General features: G+C 56.3%; 16 protein-coding genes. 2 read left to right on the forward strand and 14 right to left on the reverse strand.

The features are described from left to right. Positions 1–240: 240 nt before the first annotated feature. Complete coding sequence (locus HBO11_RS22905; protein WP_169953958.1) at positions 241–666, reverse strand: hypothetical protein; 426 nt, start codon at positions 664–666, stop codon at positions 241–243. Between the two features lie 51 nt (positions 667–717). Next, positions 718–1434, reverse strand: a complete 717-nt coding sequence (locus HBO11_RS22910; protein ID WP_169953959.1) for a thymidylate kinase — start codon at positions 1432–1434, stop codon at positions 718–720. Here HBO11_RS22910 and HBO11_RS22915 point away from each other — a divergent pair. Beyond that, positions 1434–2189: a hypothetical protein gene (locus HBO11_RS22915; RefSeq protein ID WP_169953960.1), complete on the forward strand. Its 756-nt coding sequence runs from the start codon at positions 1434–1436 to the stop codon at positions 2187–2189. The genes HBO11_RS22910 and HBO11_RS22915 overlap by 1 nt on opposite strands. Here the strand turns inward: HBO11_RS22915 and HBO11_RS22920 are convergent. The 3 genes from HBO11_RS22920 to HBO11_RS22930 all read right to left on the reverse strand — a co-directional run bounded on the left by HBO11_RS22920 (position 2175) and on the right by HBO11_RS22930 (position 7113). Then, complete coding sequence (locus HBO11_RS22920; RefSeq protein WP_169953961.1) at positions 2175–3668, reverse strand: hypothetical protein; 1494 nt, start codon at positions 3666–3668, stop codon at positions 2175–2177. The genes HBO11_RS22915 and HBO11_RS22920 overlap by 15 nt on opposite strands. Further along, positions 3665–4279 carry a hypothetical protein gene (locus HBO11_RS22925; RefSeq protein ID WP_169953962.1) on the reverse strand — a complete coding sequence of 205 codons (615 nt, stop codon included), beginning with the start codon at positions 4277–4279 and terminating at the stop codon, positions 3665–3667. The genes HBO11_RS22920 and HBO11_RS22925 overlap by 4 nt, the downstream gene beginning before the upstream one ends. Positions 4280–4659: 380 nt before the next feature. Continuing rightward, positions 4660–7113, reverse strand: a complete 2454-nt coding sequence (locus tag HBO11_RS22930; protein ID WP_169953963.1) for a DUF4062 domain-containing protein — start codon at positions 7111–7113, stop codon at positions 4660–4662. A gap of 902 nt (positions 7114–8015) precedes the next feature. Here HBO11_RS22930 and HBO11_RS22935 point away from each other — a divergent pair. Beyond that, a complete protein-coding gene (locus tag HBO11_RS22935) occupies positions 8016–8720 on the forward strand; it encodes a hypothetical protein (protein ID WP_169953964.1) in 705 nt (234 codons plus the stop codon). 211 nt (positions 8721–8931) lie between these two features. On the opposite strand, the gene HBO11_RS22940 is transcribed toward HBO11_RS22935, so the two are convergent. The 9 genes from HBO11_RS22940 to HBO11_RS22980 form a co-directional block, all read right to left on the reverse strand. Further along, on the reverse strand, positions 8932–9534 hold the full coding sequence (locus tag HBO11_RS22940; RefSeq protein WP_169953965.1) for a hypothetical protein: 603 nt from the start codon (positions 9532–9534) through the stop codon (positions 8932–8934). Then, positions 9531–10103, reverse strand: a complete 573-nt coding sequence (locus HBO11_RS22945) for an RNA polymerase sigma factor (RefSeq protein ID WP_169953966.1) — start codon at positions 10101–10103, stop codon at positions 9531–9533. The genes HBO11_RS22940 and HBO11_RS22945 overlap by 4 nt, the downstream gene beginning before the upstream one ends. Positions 10104–10258: 155 nt before the next feature. Then, complete coding sequence (locus HBO11_RS22950) at positions 10259–11890, reverse strand: VWA domain-containing protein (RefSeq protein ID WP_170058992.1); 1632 nt, start codon at positions 11888–11890, stop codon at positions 10259–10261. Positions 11891–12092: 202 nt separating this feature from the next. Next, on the reverse strand, positions 12093–12743 hold the full coding sequence (locus HBO11_RS22955; protein ID WP_169953968.1) for a DUF799 domain-containing protein: 651 nt from the start codon (positions 12741–12743) through the stop codon (positions 12093–12095). Further along, complete coding sequence (locus tag HBO11_RS22960) at positions 12740–13102, reverse strand: DUF4810 domain-containing protein (protein ID WP_169953969.1); 363 nt, start codon at positions 13100–13102, stop codon at positions 12740–12742. Before HBO11_RS22960 ends, HBO11_RS22955 begins: the two co-directional genes overlap by 4 nt. Before the next feature lie 29 nt (positions 13103–13131). Then, positions 13132–13815, reverse strand: a complete 684-nt coding sequence (locus tag HBO11_RS22965; RefSeq protein ID WP_169953970.1) for a CsgG/HfaB family protein — start codon at positions 13813–13815, stop codon at positions 13132–13134. A gap of 30 nt (positions 13816–13845) precedes the next feature. Continuing rightward, entirely contained in the window at positions 13846–14427 is a 582-nt protein-coding gene (locus HBO11_RS22970; RefSeq protein WP_169953971.1) for a hypothetical protein, read from the reverse strand. A gap of 200 nt (positions 14428–14627) precedes the next feature. Further along, complete coding sequence (locus HBO11_RS22975) at positions 14628–17198, reverse strand: autotransporter outer membrane beta-barrel domain-containing protein (RefSeq protein ID WP_169953972.1); 2571 nt, start codon at positions 17196–17198, stop codon at positions 14628–14630. 61 nt (positions 17199–17259) lie between these two features. Then, entirely contained in the window at positions 17260–17826 is a 567-nt protein-coding gene (locus HBO11_RS22980) for a hypothetical protein (RefSeq protein WP_169953973.1), read from the reverse strand. Positions 17827–17836 lie beyond the last annotated feature (10 nt).

Consider the following 17836-nt stretch of genomic DNA (forward strand, 5'->3'; position numbering starts at 1 on the left):
TAGTTTATTTGCTACAAAAAAAAGAAAATCCAGTAGTGAATCGGCTTAGCAATTAGCTTTCGGATAGGCTCTGTAAAAGGTCCCCGCCCCATCTGAGCTATGCGCCTTTATCCGCAGCGAGCCCAATTAAGCAGGTCGTGTCCTGGCAATATTCACTTAGTTGAAGCCGTATGGTTACTACAGCTTGACGTTTTAGATAGCCGCAAGGATTGCAGCTCGGCGCAACGTAGCCGGAATATCTCATCCATGAGGCGGCGTGCAAGCCCGTATCAATGATTGAATCCCATTTTGGCCGAGAATAACGGCCTCTCGAACATCTCCAATCGGGAATCCTGTCTGCTTCGACCAACTCATCAGGCAGCGTTCTCTCATGTCTACAGGGTAGTCAGCAAGGCTATCTGAGTCATACATTGCGAAGTACAGTAAAAGCAGGGAGTAGTCATTTGATGGTCTGTTAGGTGAGACAGCGTCACCTTCGATGCTATCTCCCCCACTACCCGAGGCAAGGCTCGCCCGAGCCTCCGCACGCATGCGAATTTTACTGAGAACGTCTCGGACGATCGCTTGGGAATCCTCAGTTAATCCTAGACCAAGCTCCTCAGCTTTGCGGATTGGATCCCCCGACTGCCAGATGTCGCGGATAAGATCCTCGATTTTCTGATTCATTGCTTTTCCCGAATAGTCGTGGATGTCGTAAGCGATGTATTGTGCGGAGAATCAGCTCTGCTGGCTAGACTCCATTGCCTCCTTTACTACGCTCAAAATAAGTGCTGACATTTCTTCAACAGTCCGCCTAGCTCCCCTTAGATCCTCGATTTCAACCTTTTTAAGCGTTGGCGTTTCTGGCAATTGCCCAAAGTACAGATTTACCGCCCGCTGAAGGTCTGATGAAGCTTCGTGGATGTCAGCTTGGCCTTCGGTGTAGGCCCGGGTTGGGTCGTTGGCTCGCATAAGATGCGTACCATCCACGTAGTGCCTATCAGAAGATGTGAGGACAATTTCAAGATCCGGACGTGGTAGCTCATAGACATCATACTCAAGCCAACGCAGGAGTCGGTCTAATTCTCCACGGCGCTGTTCGTCAGGTATCTTGGCACCCTGGAATGCGATGTTGGATGCTACATATCTGTCACAGAGCACGACTGCACCGGCATCGAGAGCCTCTAAAATGCTTTTCCTCGAGACAAGACGATCAGCAGCAAATGCTAGACCTAGGAACTCAGGCGTAACCTGTCCAAACTCACCTTTCAAAAAATTTCCAATCAGTTGACCCATAGGCGTGCCTGATTTGTTCGGAAAGTCGTAAGTCACAGTCTTTCGTCCTTGCGACTCCAACTGACTCTTCAAAATTTTGAGCTGCGTAGACTTGCCAAGCCCATCACCACCCTCGATTATCACTAGAAAGCCTGATTGAATTTCTGAAGGGAACGCCATTGAAAACTACTCCGGATAAATATGCACACGCCGATGCGCATCATTTGTTTTTCAGATCACGCACAACGCTTGTGGCGGTATTTCTGGTATTTATGGGGCTAGGGATAATTTTAGTCGTAATCGACGGACCAGTGCAGCTGTCTATCGGCACATCCCTGATCGCTGGAGCTCTGATGTCGCTCGCAACGCTGTGGATCGACCAGATAAGAAATGGGGAATCTATCAGGATGAAAGACCTTGTCGAAACAGGGCTGGTTGCAGCTTATACTCGCAGGAACCTGACAGAAGAGTACGATGCTCTTGTTGCGAATGCCAAGGTCATTGATATCACTGGCTACACCCTTAAGTCTTTTAGTGAACAAAACGAGGAAATTCTTAGAAAGCGGGCAGAACAAAAGAACCCCATTACCGTGCGAATTTTGCTTGTTGATCCTGACTCCGAATCATCTAAAATCATGCAACAGGCTGAAAATCAATCCCCAGGCCAATATTCCGGTTCGCGCGACTCATTGCTCAAGGCGCTTGGAAATATACCGGGCGTTGAGGTGCGACTATCTCCGCGACATCTTTCAATGATGATTTACAGAATCGATGACACTCTTTTCACTGGACCGTACCCCGCCTCAGCTAAGAGCGCTAAAGCATTTACTCTCAAACTTGGGCAAGGGTGGTTATTTAATAGACAGATGGAGGACTTTGAAGCGCTTTGGAAACTCGGGAGTGCAATAGCGCCTCAGCGGCTAAGCAATGATTGATGCGGCAGCTGAAAGCGATCTAGCCGCAACCTTCGTTTTTTCACCGTAGACTATGGCCAGCGGATCACCTTTATTAACTAGAACTCCGTCTTCAGCAAGAAGCTCTATGCCCCCGTGACTAATCGTGCCAATTGGTAGTTTTCTATCTGCGAATGAGTTTATTTGATAGTTTGCTATGTCTGCAACGGACATAGCATCCCACATCAAAGTTCCAGAGCCCGAGGAAAACACTGTTGTTTTCTCAAGCCCCCCAAGAACCGCATTTCTTGGGCTGCTCGAAAAAGACTTAATGTAATCACTATTTACTCCGTGGTCCGAAAGCAAACCGAGCATTGCATTGAAGGCCTCGCCATTAGCAATTACTGCCTCAGCCCTTTTACAAACCACTTCCGAATTCAATCCAAGCTCTTCTGCAAAACATCTGAGAAACCCTATAGAAGTAGCAATTTCTGCGCGCGCGGAGCCACCATATATATCTCCTCGTAAAATTTCAGCAGCCTCTACAACTTCTGTACTTGAGCCCACTGAACGCCCAAGAATATTTTTAGACTCCCTAACTTTGGAAACAATTTTTAATTTACTTAACTCTCCTAAAGCCTCGCAAACGCTTGCAAAATCTTCAGCATCTGAGCGTTTTTTCAAAAATGCCGTGGGGCCGTGTAATATATCTAGAATGATGACATCGGCTGGCAGGGCAATTTGTTTGGACATGATACTGGATGCCATCAAACCCATGTCTGCTACGGTTCCCGTTTCACCGCGAAGACGGTACATCCTAGCATCACGTGGGCATAAATCAGCGTCTGCTGAAAAATAGCGGACAGGGTAGTCAACACCATTCCAGTTGGATAATTCAGCCACACTGGAAAGCTTGAACCCTGGAATTACTGCGAGCTTATCTCGAGTTCCTCCTGTATGAGCTAACTTACCGGCGACTAGAAATGGCGAGCACCAATGAAATTCTCGAGCGAGTGCGCGCATTATTGGAGGCAGGATCAGTGCTTGCTTTTCTGATACTCCACCAGTGGGATATCGCCTAACAGATGCTGGACTGCGTGATTTGATGACTGGAAGTTTGCCCGCTAGAAATTGTGTAAGGCCTGCGGCTTCTAGTGGCGACACCCCTCTTATAAATGCATCTGCAAGCCAATATCCAGCAGCTATATCGTGACATTCCTCACTTTGTCCTGTAGAGAACCAGTTCCCTGCAACTTTTTCGAAAGTATGTAATGGCACTGCCTTGCCGAGTATAGATGCTGCCTCACTCCCCTTGTAGAACATCCTTCCAATTACGGTCTTCGCATTTAATAATGCACCCTCTCCTGCACCGTCAACGGTTAGACCGCTAACTTCGCTAAGTCTTAAAGCACAGCCTGATTGAGCAGCAGTGAGCGGCAACGAGAGAGATACAGTTGTGTCCCTACCTTGGCGAATAGCTAAAGTAGCTTGTGCGAGAGTTAGAGCTACAGACTGGCTCATAAAGCTACTCCGATTGCTTCAGCTACCCGACGAGCAGTGATTTCTGGCGTTGCAGATATCTGGTCAATAATAATTAGACGAGTTCCATGATCCTCTGCCGCTTTCCTGCACGCCTCCTCCATATTGATTTGCATAGCGAAATGTTTCGACAACTCCGCGGTACGATCAAAATCACGATCACGCCGCGTCATAAATTCATGCCAAACCCTCTCATCAAGCCGAAGAAAAACTAGCACGTCTGATTTTGGAAGTACTATCCAGTCCATTTGAGCCATTTTCTTCGCCACCGGAAAGTAAGGATCATTCCTGGATATCAGCCATTCGAACGAATCGTCTCCCAAGTAGCAGCTTACCAAGACATCGTAATAGCTATCTATAATGGACACCTTTCCCCTATTTCTAGTATCGGCAGCTTTAAATAACTGAGGAACACGTATTGTTCGAAACCAAGTCAAAGCAGTAAAGGCACCGACCACAGATCGCTCTTTAACTAATTCTGGCCAGGCTGATTCCTCCGGTTCGAGATGAACTTCTGCGCCAATTAATCGCCCTAAGGCTTTGGCCGTAGACGATTTTCCAGAGCTAGGCAGTCCTGCAAAAGCAACAATCACTCACAACACCCCTCATATTAACATTGATTAATTTTTATTAATTTGGCACGGAATCTTATTGAATCACCACCAAAGTAAAAACACAACTAAGCCAACAACACCGACAACAAACTAAAAAAGACCGACTCATATAAAAGCGCATATATATACGCCTACTTCGCATGCTACTTATTAAAGCGTTTCCATGCGAGCGCACGCCCTACTTTCGCGCCCCACATCACTCGAGATCCCCCATGCTCATTTTCCCGAAGAAAATCAACACACAGTGGCACATTAGCATATGCTTCACTTAGAACATCCCCGCTTTATTATCCCAATTCGTCTTGCAGATGATCCAAGATCAGTTCCAGCTGGGCTCAATTCACTGCGCATTGCGCGTGCTATCTACTCGTCAATGCCTTCCCGGCTGCGCGCAGCATTCTATCTCTTGGGACGGATATACCAAAGTCCAGCCAATGAATGACATTGTAGTAAAACTGGTCAGCAGACATGTACTCGTCAAGAAACTGTTTTACCCGGCGGCGCGGAAAGGCTCGGATATACTTTAGAGACGCTAGCTTCCGTACCTCCTCAATTTCCGACCGCATGAGAGAAGCGATTACGACATCAGCAAGCTCTTGGAAGGACTTGTCGGGTATCAATGGAATAATACGTGCCAAAAGGTATCCAGACATCGTTATGGCTAACAGGTCATTGAGCCTATGCTTGCCTAGCGCATACAAAGTTTGCGCAGCATCCTCGTACTTGGCGCTGCTCGCAATCGAAAGGATCGATGTGTAACTACGGCCGGATTCTGGCCGCTCGAGCGAAGCAATTACCAAGGGAATGTCACACCATTGGCCGAATTTCGCGAGGTACCGCAAGTCTAAGGCTGAGTAGTCGACACTCCCACTCTCCAGCATCAATCGAACAATAGGTAGGTCGGCTACATCGAGCTTGCCGCAGATGATGTCCAACCCCTCACGCGTGAACTTGCTGCGCAAGTATTTATCAAGTGAACGTGTCTGTTCATAGAGGTTAGTCGACGCACCGTGCCGCTTGGCCACTCGCTCCAGTGCTATCTCGAAACGATCCACGAATTGATTAACCACGGCCTTGCGCAAGTCGTCGGCACGTGACTTAAAGTCACGACGGACTAGCGCGAAGTAGGCGTTCTGGTCGAAAATTGTCAATTGATCTTCTTCGAGTTGCGCGACAGTTAAACCGTCAAAGTACCGCTCAGTGTATCGCTCCAAGACGACCTCACCTTCCGTATCAGACTGACTCATTCCCAACCCGAGCCCTGAGGGAAGTTGACTCTTGCGCACGAGGACAGCTTTCGCCTGCTCTACCGAATAGCTCCGGCCGCTTGCGATGAGCGCTCGTAGCGCTTCATAGCGCACCTCCGCACCGCTGTCGTTTAGCAGTGGTTCAGCAATGCTCGCGTCGAGTACCCGCCGCTTCTGTAACAACTTGACCACCGTGGACCGGACTAGAACGTTGCGATGACTGAGTCCACGTAGCAAGATTTCATCGTCAAACTCACCATCGTGGCTGAACAGAGCGTCCAGCAGATCCTGTTTCACCACACTGGGCTGCAAGTTGTAGAGAACCTCCAATGCCGCGCGGCGATCGTCGCGCAACGTGATGCGGATGATTGCGTTGGCTGCCGCGCTAGCTGTTTGTGTCTCATTCCGGGCAAACTCTTCGTTGATGGTCGGCAAATCTGACGGTTGGCCACATTCGCTTAAATACTCTAAGGCGGCGAGGCGCACAGTTGTTTCAGCAGACTCGGCGAACCATAGCGGAACGATCTCTCTAGGCCCGAAGTGCTCTTTTTCAGTGATAGGTTCTGCGATCAGGCGCATAGCCTTCAGTGCGCCGACACGCTGGTCAGTCGTGCCGACGATAGAGCAAATGGGCAGCATGCTGTCCTTGAATCCGTCGACCGCTGCAACCCAGTGCCAGAGCGGCACGTTCTCGTGTTTGAGGTTCCGGAGCCCGTCGTCAAGCAGCCCAATAAGTTCGCGTCGGCCAAACTCAGACTTAGTCCGCTCCCTGAAGAGAAGGTTTGCGTCGTGCGATCCCAGCGATTGCTGATCGTTGCCATGTACAGCCGCGATTATGGAAAGCAATCTCACCCGAGCCACGTCGGAAGCGGCCAGGGGATGCTCATCGGTCGCCTCCTCGGCCGTAACCAAGAAATTTCGCAAAAATCTAACGCCTTCGACGGACAATGGCGTTGTCGGCCGGGGCTCAATCGCAGATATTTTTTGCGTATCGGCAAGAGGTACTTGGTCCTTTTCGGCCTCTGATGTTTTGTCTTGATTAGCAAGTGCGATGACGTGCCCCTGTATGCACTTGCGGAATTTACCCTCGAAGTCCCGCACGTCCGCGAATGTGCCAGCCAGTAGTTTCTTTTCTGCAAAAACTTGGTCTTTAAACGCGATGACCCTCTTGAGGTGATCCCCGGGGTCGGTGAGCGAAGCATCGTCAAGGTCCTTCAGCAGCAGATTAATTTCAGGTCGCCCCTCCTCCGCGTTTCGCGCCATTGAACGGTTGAACTCTTCCTCGAAGCCCGAAGTATAAGGCTCCGTTCCTGGTGGCGTACCCCAACGCTTCCAAAGCATGCCGATGAAGAGATCACATCCATCAAGGTCGCGATTAATGATCGCTTGCGGTCGGCCGACGCCAGGTAGCGTGTCCTCCCAGCCGACTAGTTCGACTTGATAACCGAGCGCGTCTGCTAACTGACCGTTGAAATCGTCAACGATGACCTTGGCGACCTTGCGCTCCTCAACCAGATCACTTGGAGAAGCAAGAAATACTTTGATAAACCGTCTTGTTCCTGCCATTGCCCACTACACCTGTTCCATGTCCATGCCCAATCGTACCTAATGTGACACATACAAATGATCAGATGCAGCTGACCGACTGCTGCCTGTCATTATAGGCAGCAGTCGGCCGGTGCGGCCCTTCTAAGCGAAAGACCCTAATCCGATGACAGTCGCCTTAATCATCATAAACCGCTCCTCCCAGAGCATTCATTGATGTAACACCTACTTGCCATGTAACACGCATATCGGCAAACCAGTCACAACTGTGTAACGCCAGATAAATCATTTAAAATCATATACTTATCCAAGCATGTAACACGCGTAACACCCGTAACACGGTTTTGTTAGGGCACCCCCTAGCCCCATTAGTATTGCTCCTCCAGCGAGTCGAGGTGAGTGATGCTCTTGGCTTTGCTTTCGATAGTGGGGACCCTGGAGCATTCTTGACGGTACGGGGTAGGAAACCCGCGTGATCGTGTTAGCGGAAAGGTGCCCAGCTTAGTGAACAGGTGAACAGGGTGAACTGTTGTTCACCAGTGCATTTGCCCTATGAATCGGAAAGCCACTGGGGACCCTGGGCATTTCGGATAGACACGGGGCAAAGAACCCGCCGGATCTCGTTAGTGGCTGGGCTCCAAAGTTAGTTGACTGGTTGACTGAGTTGACCGAGCTATCCGTTCGCAATCCTGAACAAAACCGAGGACCGTTACCGTTCCGGTAAGGATCCCCTTTTTTCTTCAAAATCCTTTCAATTTCAACGATTGAAATTTCAGTAACTTCCAGCACCTTCCACTAACTCAGTCCCGCGGGTTTCTGACCCCGTGCTGAGTAAAATCGCCCAGGGTCCCCGCGGCTATTTGATTCATCATCCAGCCCAGGACTAAATTGACACCAAACCTACCGCGCAGGGATCAGCAAGAATGGCTAAATGGAACCTGAAGCAGCTGAGAGATTCCGTTGAGCACCTTTACGGACGAGACCAGCGGCTAGCAATAACCCCATCACTAGATTCAATCGAACAAAGGCAAGGCTTCGCCAGTTACCACTATCAAGAGGCTGTCCGCATCATCACCGACGCAACATGTACACAGGACAATGACTTGCAGATAGCGCTGCTCTTCTTTGGATTCGATGAAGAAGCGAGCCGGAAATTCCAGCAGGCCGGATTTCAAGCTGCTGCGCATATCACAGCTTGCGTCCAGAGCATGCATACGGTCGCAGATATGCTCGCCCATTCCCTGTATTACGCCTTTGGGATGAACCTGGTCGAAGAAAAAATTCTGGCACCACACAGAATTGGAATCCGGACGGTATACCAACGGCTGCCTGATGGAGAGGTCAAGGAGCAGGTGAACGTCCTAGTCGCACACAACGACTTTGTCTATCTGTCGGCGCTAACAAACCACTCGAAGCATCGCAGCATGGTCAAAGCAAACTACTCCCTGGATCTTACCGGTGAGGCTGCCTCGTCCCATGGATTGAGATTTTCGGGCTTTGAATATGATGGTGAACGCTACCCTGAGCGCTGGGTAAGACCAACACTTGAGTCGGAGTACAACCGGCAGGCAGTACTGGTCGTAAATATTGGGCAGGCGCTCAATGCCGCATTAACTTCAGATAATTAACGATCTTGGAAGGAGGTGCTGAGGTAGGAAGCACCTTAACAATCAGGACAGCGTCGTGCTTCGTGTATGCCCACGTGTATGCCTAACTGGATCTCCGTCACTTAAAGCCATATAAACCGGGCCTCATAGCTACCAGTTCAAACGACGCCGGGGCACCAGATACAAAAAAAGCCCCAGGTCGCAAGACCTGGGGCTTTTTTGTGGGCGAGGTTCACCGCTTTTGCAACGCCTCCAACCGCGCCGGCAGGTTTTCCTCGGGAAAGCGCCTGTGCAAGGCCAGCAGCTTCTCATCCGCCGCCCTGCTCTCACCCGCCCGGCGCAGACGCACGATTTCCTCAAGCCCTTGCTCCAGGGACTGGGGCTTGGCGGCCATCTGTTTGCTCATTTTTGCCACGGGCTCATCGGCCATGGCGCTTGCCATCTCGGCCTGGACCGGCGTGCTGTCGGCCTGGGGCGCCATTGCCATACGCGCCATGGGCGCTGGGGCGGCGGGCGCAGAGAGTGCCTGCGGCGGTGGCGCGGCGGCGTATTGGCTGGCTTCGGGCAGGCTGAGGTCGGGCACTGGCGAGCGCGTCACCACGCCAATCAATAGCGCGACCCCGGCTACGCTAGCAAAGGCCATCTGCCAGCGTGGCCGTTGGCAGGCTTGCAGCCAGCGTTGCCACAGGCTCGGCGGTGGCGTGGGGGCTTCGCGGCGGGCGGCGGCGAGGATGAAGGCGTCGAGGGACGCGGGCGGCTCGCTGGCGCTGTGTTGGCGAAAGTGCTGGATCAGCCCTTCGTCAGTCGGGTCCTGGGGGTGTCGGGAGTCAGTCATACGGGTACCTCCTCGGCCAGCAGTCGACGCAGTTTCTGCTGGGCGTAACGCAAGCGGCTTTTTACCGTTTCCAGTGGGCTGCCGGTCAGGGCGGCGATTTGCGGCAGTTCCAGGTCGCCGTGCAGGCGCAGCATGAACACTTCGCGCTGGTCCTCGGGCAAGTTCTGCAACGCGGCATCGAGACGGCCCTGGTCGCGACTCAGGCTCAGTTGCTGCTCCGGGCCCGCGCTGTCGTCGGGTTGGGCGTGCTGCTGTTCGTCGTAGCTGTCGTGCAGGGGGTTGTGGATACCGTGCTTGCGCCAATGGTCGATCAGGCGGTTGCGGGCAATCTGGAACAACCAGGTCCGAAAACTCGCCCGGCCTTGTGGCTGAGTGGTGCTGCGGATCAGGCTGAGCCAGGTGTCCTGGTAGATTTCTTCGGCCAGTTCGGCCTTGTTGCAAAGGCCTACCAGAAACCGGTAGAGGCCCTGGCGGTGCCGGGCATACAGGGTCTCGAACGCAGCGGCGTCACCGCTGCGGTAGCGGGCCAGCAGCGATTCGTCGCTGGGTGGGTCATCTGATACGGCCATGTTGGGTGGCGAACTCCTTTCGATGGATCACTGCAGATTACCTGTGGGAGCCGGGCTTGCCCGCGATGGCGGCGGGTCAGGCACTATGGGCGGCACTGACCCACCGCTATCGCAGGCAAGCCAGCTCCCACATTAGAGCTATATCGTGGGCAAGATCAGTGTTTGAGGCTCTGGGCCAGTTCCAGCAACTGTACGAATTCATTACGCAGGCCGTAGGGATCATCGCCGCGCGCCGAACGGGCCAGGGTGGCGGTGTCCTTCAGGCTCATGTTGCCAGTGTAGCGGCCATCACCCTTGAGCTGTTGGGCGAAGGCGGCCACGGCGGCGGCAAAGCGCAGGTCGTCGCTGGCGGCGTGTTGAGTGCTATTGATCGGGTGCTCGATCAGGCGGCTGCTGCCACCCGCCGCCGGCTTGTAGCGTACGCGCAGCATGGCCAGTTCTGCGGCGTTGCCCTCGACAGGCGTAGCCTGGGCATAGCGCAGCGGTTCCAGCCAGCCTTTGGCACCCTTGGGTACGATTTCATACAGCGCCGTCACGGTATGCCCGGCACCGATCTCGCCGGCGTCCACCTTGTCGTTACTGAAATCCTCACGCTTCAAGGCCCGGTTTTCATAGCCCAGCAGGCGATATTCGCTGACTTGGGCCGGGTTGAATTCCACCTGCAGTTTCACATCCCGCGCCACCACGGCCAGGGTCGAGCTGAGTTGCTCCACCAGCACCTTGCGGGCTTCACGCAGGTTGTCGATATAGGCGTAGTTGCCATCGCCCGCGTCGGCCAGTTGTTCCATCAGGTGTTCGTTGTAGTTGCCCACGCCAAACCCCAGGGTGGTCAGGGACACGCCGCTTTTGCGCTGGTCCACGGCCATCTGCTTGAGGCTGTCGAAGTCGCTGATGCCGACGTTGAAGTCGCCGTCAGTGGCCAACAGGATGCGGTTGATACCCTTATCGATAAACCCTTCGCGGGCCATCTGATAGGCCAGCTCGATGCCCGATGCACCCGCTGTGGAGCCGCCGGCGGTCAGTTGCTCGATGGCGTTGCGGATTTTTGCCTTGTCACGCCCGGACGTGGGTTTGAGCACCACCCGCGACTCGCCGGCATACACCACCAGGGACACACGGTCCTGATCGCGCAGTTGGTCCACCAGCAGCTTGAGGGTGCTTTTCACCAGCGGCAGGCCTTCGCGACGGTCCATGGAGCCGGAAACATCCACCAGGAACACCAGGTTGGCCGGCGCCAGTTCGGCCACGGCACGCTCGGACGCCTTGATGCCGATGCGCAGCAGACGCGTGCTGGGGTTCCAGGGGGTGGCGGCGACTTCGGTGGTCACGCCAAAAGGCGAGCCATCGGTGGGCAGCGCATAGTCGTAGGGGAAGTAATTGACCATTTCCTCAAGTCGCACGGCGCCTTCGGGCGGCAGTTGGCCTTGGTTGAGGAAACGCCTGACATTGGCGTAACTGCCCGTGTCGACATCGACGCTGAAGGTCGAGACCGGGGTTTGGGCCACGCTGTGCACCGGGTTGTCCGGCAGGTTTTGATACTGCTCACGCGGCTCGGCGCGGTACTCCATCGCCACGCCGTCATGCATGGCCATCGGTGCCGGCATCGCCATTCTTTTGAGCATGGCGGCCTGAGCCTGGACCGGAGCGTTTTGCAGTTCGGGGATAGCAACCGCTTCGGGCGCCTTGGCCTCGTCACGGGATGACAGCCCACACCCGGCGAGCGCCACCAGCAAGGTCACGGCAAAACCCTGGGCAGCGGGGCGCAGGAAGAGAAGAGGATGGGACATGGGCTGAACCTCGTGTGTGAATGATGCGTTCACAAGGTCAGACGTAGGGGCGTCGGGATTCGGGTTAGCGTCTGGTCACTCAATCCATGTGGGAGCGGGCTTGCCTGCGATAGCGGTGGGCGAGTCAATACATACGGTGACTGACCTACCGCTATCGCGGGCAAGCCCGCTCCTACATTGGATCGGCAGTGACTGGTCCAGATCAGTCCGAGCCGTACTTGGGCGAACGCGGGCCGTAGAGGATCCCGGTGCGTTGCCCGGCCGACAACAGGCGCGCGCTGGTGATACCGGCGATCGGGTGCGCCGCGTCGGTAGAGCTGTTGATCACCTGCTTGACCGCTGCGGTGATCAGCATGCCCACCAGGCCGCCGCCGTTGTTGTTGCCTTCCTCGCTGGAGGCCCGTGCCGAGCCGGTCCACAGGGTGGTGCCGGTACGCAGGTCGACCAGTTTGGCCGAGGCCGTCACGGAAGTGTCGCTGGTGACCAGCATGTACTTGGTGCCGTACTCGCTGACGGTGATGTACAGCGCCGCGTCTGCGCCGAAGATCTCATGCAGCTTGCCCGGCGCCACGCCCTGGATATCGTTGGCGGTGGTCAGGCCGTTCTGGCGGAAGGTTTCGTCCACCAGGGCAATCGGCATCACGTAGTAGCCGGCTTCCGCCAACGGGTAGGTTACCTGCGATACCAGGCTGTAGGAGGCCTGCACTTCAGGGGATTCATTGATCGGTGGCAGCACCAGGATCGACTTCGGCCGCGCCTGCTTGTAGGCCGAATAGTCGACGGTCTTGGGGGCCGCGCAACCGCCCAGCAAGGCCAGGGCGAGCAAGGCGCCGGTGAGTTTCAAAAAGCTCATTGCTTCACCTCTGGGGCCTTGGCGTTCTTGAGCAAAAAGTCCATGTAGGCCGCAGACTCGGGGAACAGCGCCTTCTCGGTGCGCAACTGCTGCACCATCTGGTCATCCTTGCCCATGCTCAGGTACAGCAAGCCCAGGTGGGCGTGGTAGCCCGGCGGGGCCTGGCGGCCACTGGCGTTGATCTTTTGCAGGTCGCGTTCCAGCGCTTCGACCTGGGCTTCCTTGGGCTCACCCTTGAAGTACTCGTAAACCTGTGGCTGGTAGCTTTCCCATTGATACAGGGGCTTGGGTGCCGTCTGGCACCCTGCAACCAGCGCGGTTGCTGTCAGCATCAGCGCCAACTTAACTGCCTTGCTCATCCGTGTACTGCTCCTTGAAAACACTTGAATCAGTTACGCGGGTTCCAGGCGCCGGCGTTGATGCCGTCGACCAGGCGATTGATCGCTTCGCGCATGGCCAAGTCCAGGACCTTGCCATTGAGGGTGGAGTCATAGCTGGCGGTACCGCCAAAGCCCACGACTTCGCGGTTCGACAGCGCGTACTCACCGGCGCCCTGGGTGGAATACACCACTTCGGAGGTGCTGATGTTGACGATATTCAGGTTGATCTTGGCGTAGGCCACCTGGGTCTTGCCACGGCCGAGGATGCCGAACAATTGGCGATCGCCGGTCTCTTTGCGGCCGAACTCGGTCACATCGCCGGTCACCACGTAGTCAGCACCCTTGAGGTTCTGGGCGGTGCCCTTGATCTTCGCTTCCTGGGAGATCTCGCCCATGTTGTCGCGGTCCAGCACGCTGAAGCGGTTGGTCTGCTGCAAGTGGGTGATCAGGATGGTCTTGGCCTGGCCACCGAGGCGGTCCACGCCATCGGAGAAGATCCCGCGCATGTAGCTGGAGCGGTTATCGAACTTGCCCACGGCAATCGGCACGCGTACGCCGGAGTAGGCAACGTTGGCGCTGGCGACTTTTTCGATCGGCAGTGCGCGGGAGGTTTCGGTCGCCGCACAACCGGCTAGCGCCAGCAGCGCTGCGCCGGCAAAGCCTGACAGCAGGATGTTTGAGAGTGCTTTCACAGGGTGCTCCTAAGTGAAGAAATCCGGGGGTTAGCGTGCAGGTATGGCACGCAGGTCACGCACGATGTAGTTGCTCAAACCACCGGTAAAATGGCGCTCGATGTTGGCGTTGCCTTCATTGGTCAGGATCCCGCCAATGGTCTTCCACTGCTGCACCTGGCCGCCCCAGTTGTTGGGCACCAGGCCATCCCGGTCCTGGGCAAAATGCAGCACCTCGGCCTCGGCTTTCCTGACCTTGACCTTGTAGCCAAAATCGATGCTTTGCAGGATCGTGTTGTCGTCGACCACCAGGCTGGTGATGCCGCCCTTGGAGTCGAGGATATGGCGCACGTAGACGATATCCACGTCCAGCAGGTAGTCAGCGGTCTGCTTGCTGCTGGCGTAGCGCTTGGCCTTGAGCAGGCGGTCCACCAGGTCGACGCCCAGCTGCTCGCGGACTTTGGCGTCCGACATGAAAATCCGGCCCTGCCCCACCACTTTGACGTCGAAGGTATCGACCCAGAAGGTGGCGGTCTTGGGAATGGTCACAGGGGCTGGAGAGATGTAGTACGGGGGTTTGGAAGCACAGCCGGCCAGGAAGGACAGAGCCAGCAGTAAAGCAAAAATGCGCATCTTCGAATTCGTCCCTGATTAAGTGCTGCGGCATTTTACGGGGTTGAGAGCGGTTCTCAAGTTGTTTCGCACTTGTGGGGCCTGGCTTGTGTAGGAGCTGGCTTGCCTGCGATGCAGACACTGCGGTGTTTCAATCACACCGCAGGGATGCTATCGCAGGCAAGCCAGCTCCCACACCAGCTCGCTCCTACCAAGACGGTTTAGAAGGCGTAGCGGGCCTTGAGCATGACGCCATCGGCATCAAACCCACTGCGAGCCTGGCGGGTGTAGCTGGCACCGACGCTGAACGCCGAAACCTGGTAGTTCACGCCCACGCTGGCTTCATAGCTGTCACGCGCGACCGATGCACCGGTCACGCTGAACGTCGAACCACCGTTCACAAAGCTGGAAGTCTGCGCCACGCGATCACCCATCAGGTCGTGATAAGCCATCAAGGTCGCTTCCGGTTGCAGGGTGCCGGCGCCCAGCGCCAGGTTGCCCGCCACGCGCAGGCCGGCGCCCACTTCACCGACTTCGTAACGCTGGGAACCGGTGTTCAGCGCCGCCGAAGAACCCTTCTCATGCAGGCTGTCCATGTGCACGCTGGAGTAACGCGCCGCGACACGCGGTTCGATCAGCACGCTGTCCGACGCTTTGAAGCTGTAGCCGCCGAGCACACTGGCCGACAACGCCTGGCTGTCGTAGCTGCCCTTGGCCGTGGTGCCGGCGATGTGGCGCTTGCTGTCGTTGTCGTTGACGCCGTAGCTCAGGCTGCCATCGACAAACCAGTTCTGCAGCGACCAGTTGCCATACAGCGACAGCGCGTTGCCCTGCACTTCAGTCTTGTTGCCCAGGTCCGAGTGGATGTTGGAGTTGAGGTAGCTGTACGCCACACCCACGCGGGTGCTGTCGTTCAAGCGCCCGTCCACGCCGACTGCCACGCCACTGCTGTTGGCCGAGTAACCGTTGTCGCCACCGCGACCGTCCTGGTCCATGTTGCTGCTCAGGCCCTGCACCCACACACCGCCGCGTTCGCTGCCATCGCGCTGGCCGGCCAGGCGGTTGAGGATCGCGCCGTTGATCACGGTCTGCCCGGACAAGGCCACGTCCAGCGCGCCACGGTTCACGTCTGGCTTGAGCTGTTCGCCAAGCTGCGCCAGTTGCTGGGCGCTGCCAGCGTTGGCCACGGCCTGGAACACCGCGTCGTTCTGGCTCAGTTGGCCCAGCACTTCGTTTTTCAACAGGTTCACGGCAGTGACCGCCGAGGTCGTTGCCCCCACGCCGCCGAGGTCGGTTTGTACCTGCTCGTCTGGCTTCAGACCCACCACGGCCTTGACCGTCTGCGCATCGGCCGAGTAGCTGAGCACATCGAGCAGCGACGAGCTGCTGGCGACCGTCAGGCCGTTGTTCTGCACGCTGCCGGCTTGCAGCAGGGTGTATTCGGTGCCGCTGGGCGCTGCGGTGAAATCACCGGGCTTGGCGCTCAAGGTCACGTTGGAACCCTGGGCAAAATTCGCGGCGCCGCTGACCGTCAGGTACGGGGTGGTCGGCACCACGCTGTTGGACAGGCGCATATCAACCCCGGCGCCGCTGGCCACATTCAGGTCGCCAGTGATCGTGGTGCCGGCGCCAGACAGGTTCAACGAACCCGCGTTGACCGATACCGGGCTGCCAATGCGCGCACCGGTAAAATCGGCCTGGCCGTTGATGTTCACTGCCGTGACACCCAGCACATCACCGACGATTTTGCCGCCGCTCCAGTTCAGGCTCGCCAGGTTGCCCCCGTCGATGGCCGTGCCGGAGTTGCTGCGGATTTCCCCGGCTTGCTGGTTGATCTCCAAGGGCGTCAATTGGAATCGCGGGTTGACCTTGATCGCGGTCGCGTCGGCGCTGATCACGCCACGGTTGATCAAGCCGCGCTCACCGCTCGGCGAGGTGGTGTTGAAGGTCGCGCCTTGCACGTTGAAGGCCATGGCGTTGCTGCCGCTGGCTTCGATGGTGCCGGTGTTGAGCAGGTAATCGTAGGTGCCCGCATCGAGCTGCACGGCAATCGCCTGCCCGCCGTTGACGGAAACCAGGCCGCTGTTTTCGATACGCAGGGGGTTGGTATCGGTTTCGATCTCGATCCCCAGGGCCTCTTCACCGGTCACGCGAATGGTCCCGGAATTGAGCAGCTTGCCGCCGATGGTCACTGGCATGTTGTTGTGGGTATCGAGAATCAGGCCGTAGCCGTAGTAGGACGTGATATCCACCACACCGCTATTGACCACGTCGCCCGCCACGGTGGTGCCATTGAGGTAGATACCCTCGGCGTCGGATTCATCGCCCGAACCTGGGACCTCGACCAGGGTGATGTTGCCCGAGTTGATGATGCTGCCGCCCACGTTGCTGGCGCCCACTTCAAAGCCTTCGGCCCAGATGGTGTTGCTCAGGTGGATATTGCCAGCCTGGACGATATCGCCGCTGATTTGGCTGCCGGTGGTGGTGAGCATTTGATCCAGCGCCCCATCGACGATCAGGCCACGCACGGCCTGGCCGCCGGCATCCAGGGTGAGGTTGGCGTTGTTACGCAGCGTGCCCTGGATATTGGTCAGGGACACATTCACACCATCGGCACTGGGCTGGGTCGATACGACATTGCGCGCGCCCACCAGGGTCACGGGCTCGTTGAACGTCTGGGAGGCCCAGACGTTCTGCCCTGTGCTGACGTCAAACTCCACCGCACTGGCTTGTGCGGCAACGGCGCTGACCATCATGGCCAACAGGGTTTTCTGGAACTGCTTGCGCTTCATTTGAAACTCCATTTACTACGACAACACCGCCAATGTGCCCGGCGGTTGTAGGGTGCATGATTCAGGACGCGGGGACGGCAACGCGTTGTGCGGGGTCGGTGATGTCATAGGCATGCTGCTCACAGCCGGCGCCGACAATCACGAATTCCACCAGGTAAACCTTTTGCTTTTGCGGCTTGAACGCCGAGGTCATCGGCCCGCAGGCGTAGACAATTTTTTCGGCGTAGCGGTAGTAGTTCGAGTCATACACTCGCGACTCGCCCAATACCTCGATCGTCTGCCCCGGATCGGCCAGCACTTCCAACTGTGGGAAGCGCTTGACCGCGGCGCTGTTGGCCACCTCGCTCATCTTGGCGACCCAGCCGAACACCTTGCCCCGGCCCGAATCCACCACCGTGCCGAGGATCTCCGGGCGCTGATCGGCATCGCCGCCACGGCGCACGGAGAACTGCACCGGGTAGGTAAAACCGGTGGCGCGCATGATCACCTTGGCGTGCTCGGCGTCCGCCACGACCTTGCTCTGCTGCAACTGCACACCATCTTTCAACAGGCTGGGCGACGAGTCGCGGGCAGTGGAGTGGCAGCCCGCAAGGGCCAGGGCCGCGAGGATAAAGGCAACTTTTTTCATAAAGGGTCTT

This window comes from Pseudomonas sp. WS 5010, assembly GCF_012985565.1.
GTDB lineage: Bacteria > Pseudomonadota > Gammaproteobacteria > Pseudomonadales > Pseudomonadaceae > Aquipseudomonas.

Bases quoted from the DNA above. Each gene is read 5' to 3' on its own strand.
- HBO11_RS22920 (WP_169953961.1), bottom strand. From the start codon at position 3,668: ATGAGCCAGTCTGTAGCTCTAACTCTCGCACAAGCTACTTTAGCTATT.
- HBO11_RS22960 (WP_169953969.1), bottom strand. From the start codon at position 13,102: ATGAGCAAGGCAGTTAAGTTGGCGCTGATGCTGACAGCAACCGCGCTG.
- HBO11_RS22955 (WP_169953968.1), bottom strand. From the start codon at position 12,743: ATGAGCTTTTTGAAACTCACCGGCGCCTTGCTCGCCCTGGCCTTGCTG.
- HBO11_RS22930 (WP_169953963.1), bottom strand. From the start codon at position 7,113: ATGGCAGGAACAAGACGGTTTATCAAAGTATTTCTTGCTTCTCCAAGT.
- HBO11_RS22910 (WP_169953959.1), bottom strand. From the start codon at position 1,434: ATGGCGTTCCCTTCAGAAATTCAATCAGGCTTTCTAGTGATAATCGAG.
- HBO11_RS22970 (WP_169953971.1), bottom strand. From the start codon at position 14,427: ATGCGCATTTTTGCTTTACTGCTGGCTCTGTCCTTCCTGGCCGGCTGT.
- HBO11_RS22940 (WP_169953965.1), bottom strand. From the start codon at position 9,534: ATGACTGACTCCCGACACCCCCAGGACCCGACTGACGAAGGGCTGATC.
- HBO11_RS22975 (WP_169953972.1), bottom strand. From the start codon at position 17,198: ATGAAGCGCAAGCAGTTCCAGAAAACCCTGTTGGCCATGATGGTCAGC.
- HBO11_RS22935 (WP_169953964.1), top strand. From the start codon at position 8,016: ATGGCTAAATGGAACCTGAAGCAGCTGAGAGATTCCGTTGAGCACCTT.
- HBO11_RS22905 (WP_169953958.1), bottom strand. From the start codon at position 666: ATGAATCAGAAAATCGAGGATCTTATCCGCGACATCTGGCAGTCGGGG.
- HBO11_RS22980 (WP_169953973.1), bottom strand. From the start codon at position 17,826: ATGAAAAAAGTTGCCTTTATCCTCGCGGCCCTGGCCCTTGCGGGCTGC.
- HBO11_RS22945 (WP_169953966.1), bottom strand. From the start codon at position 10,103: ATGGCCGTATCAGATGACCCACCCAGCGACGAATCGCTGCTGGCCCGC.
- HBO11_RS22950 (WP_170058992.1), bottom strand. From the start codon at position 11,890: ATGTCCCATCCTCTTCTCTTCCTGCGCCCCGCTGCCCAGGGTTTTGCC.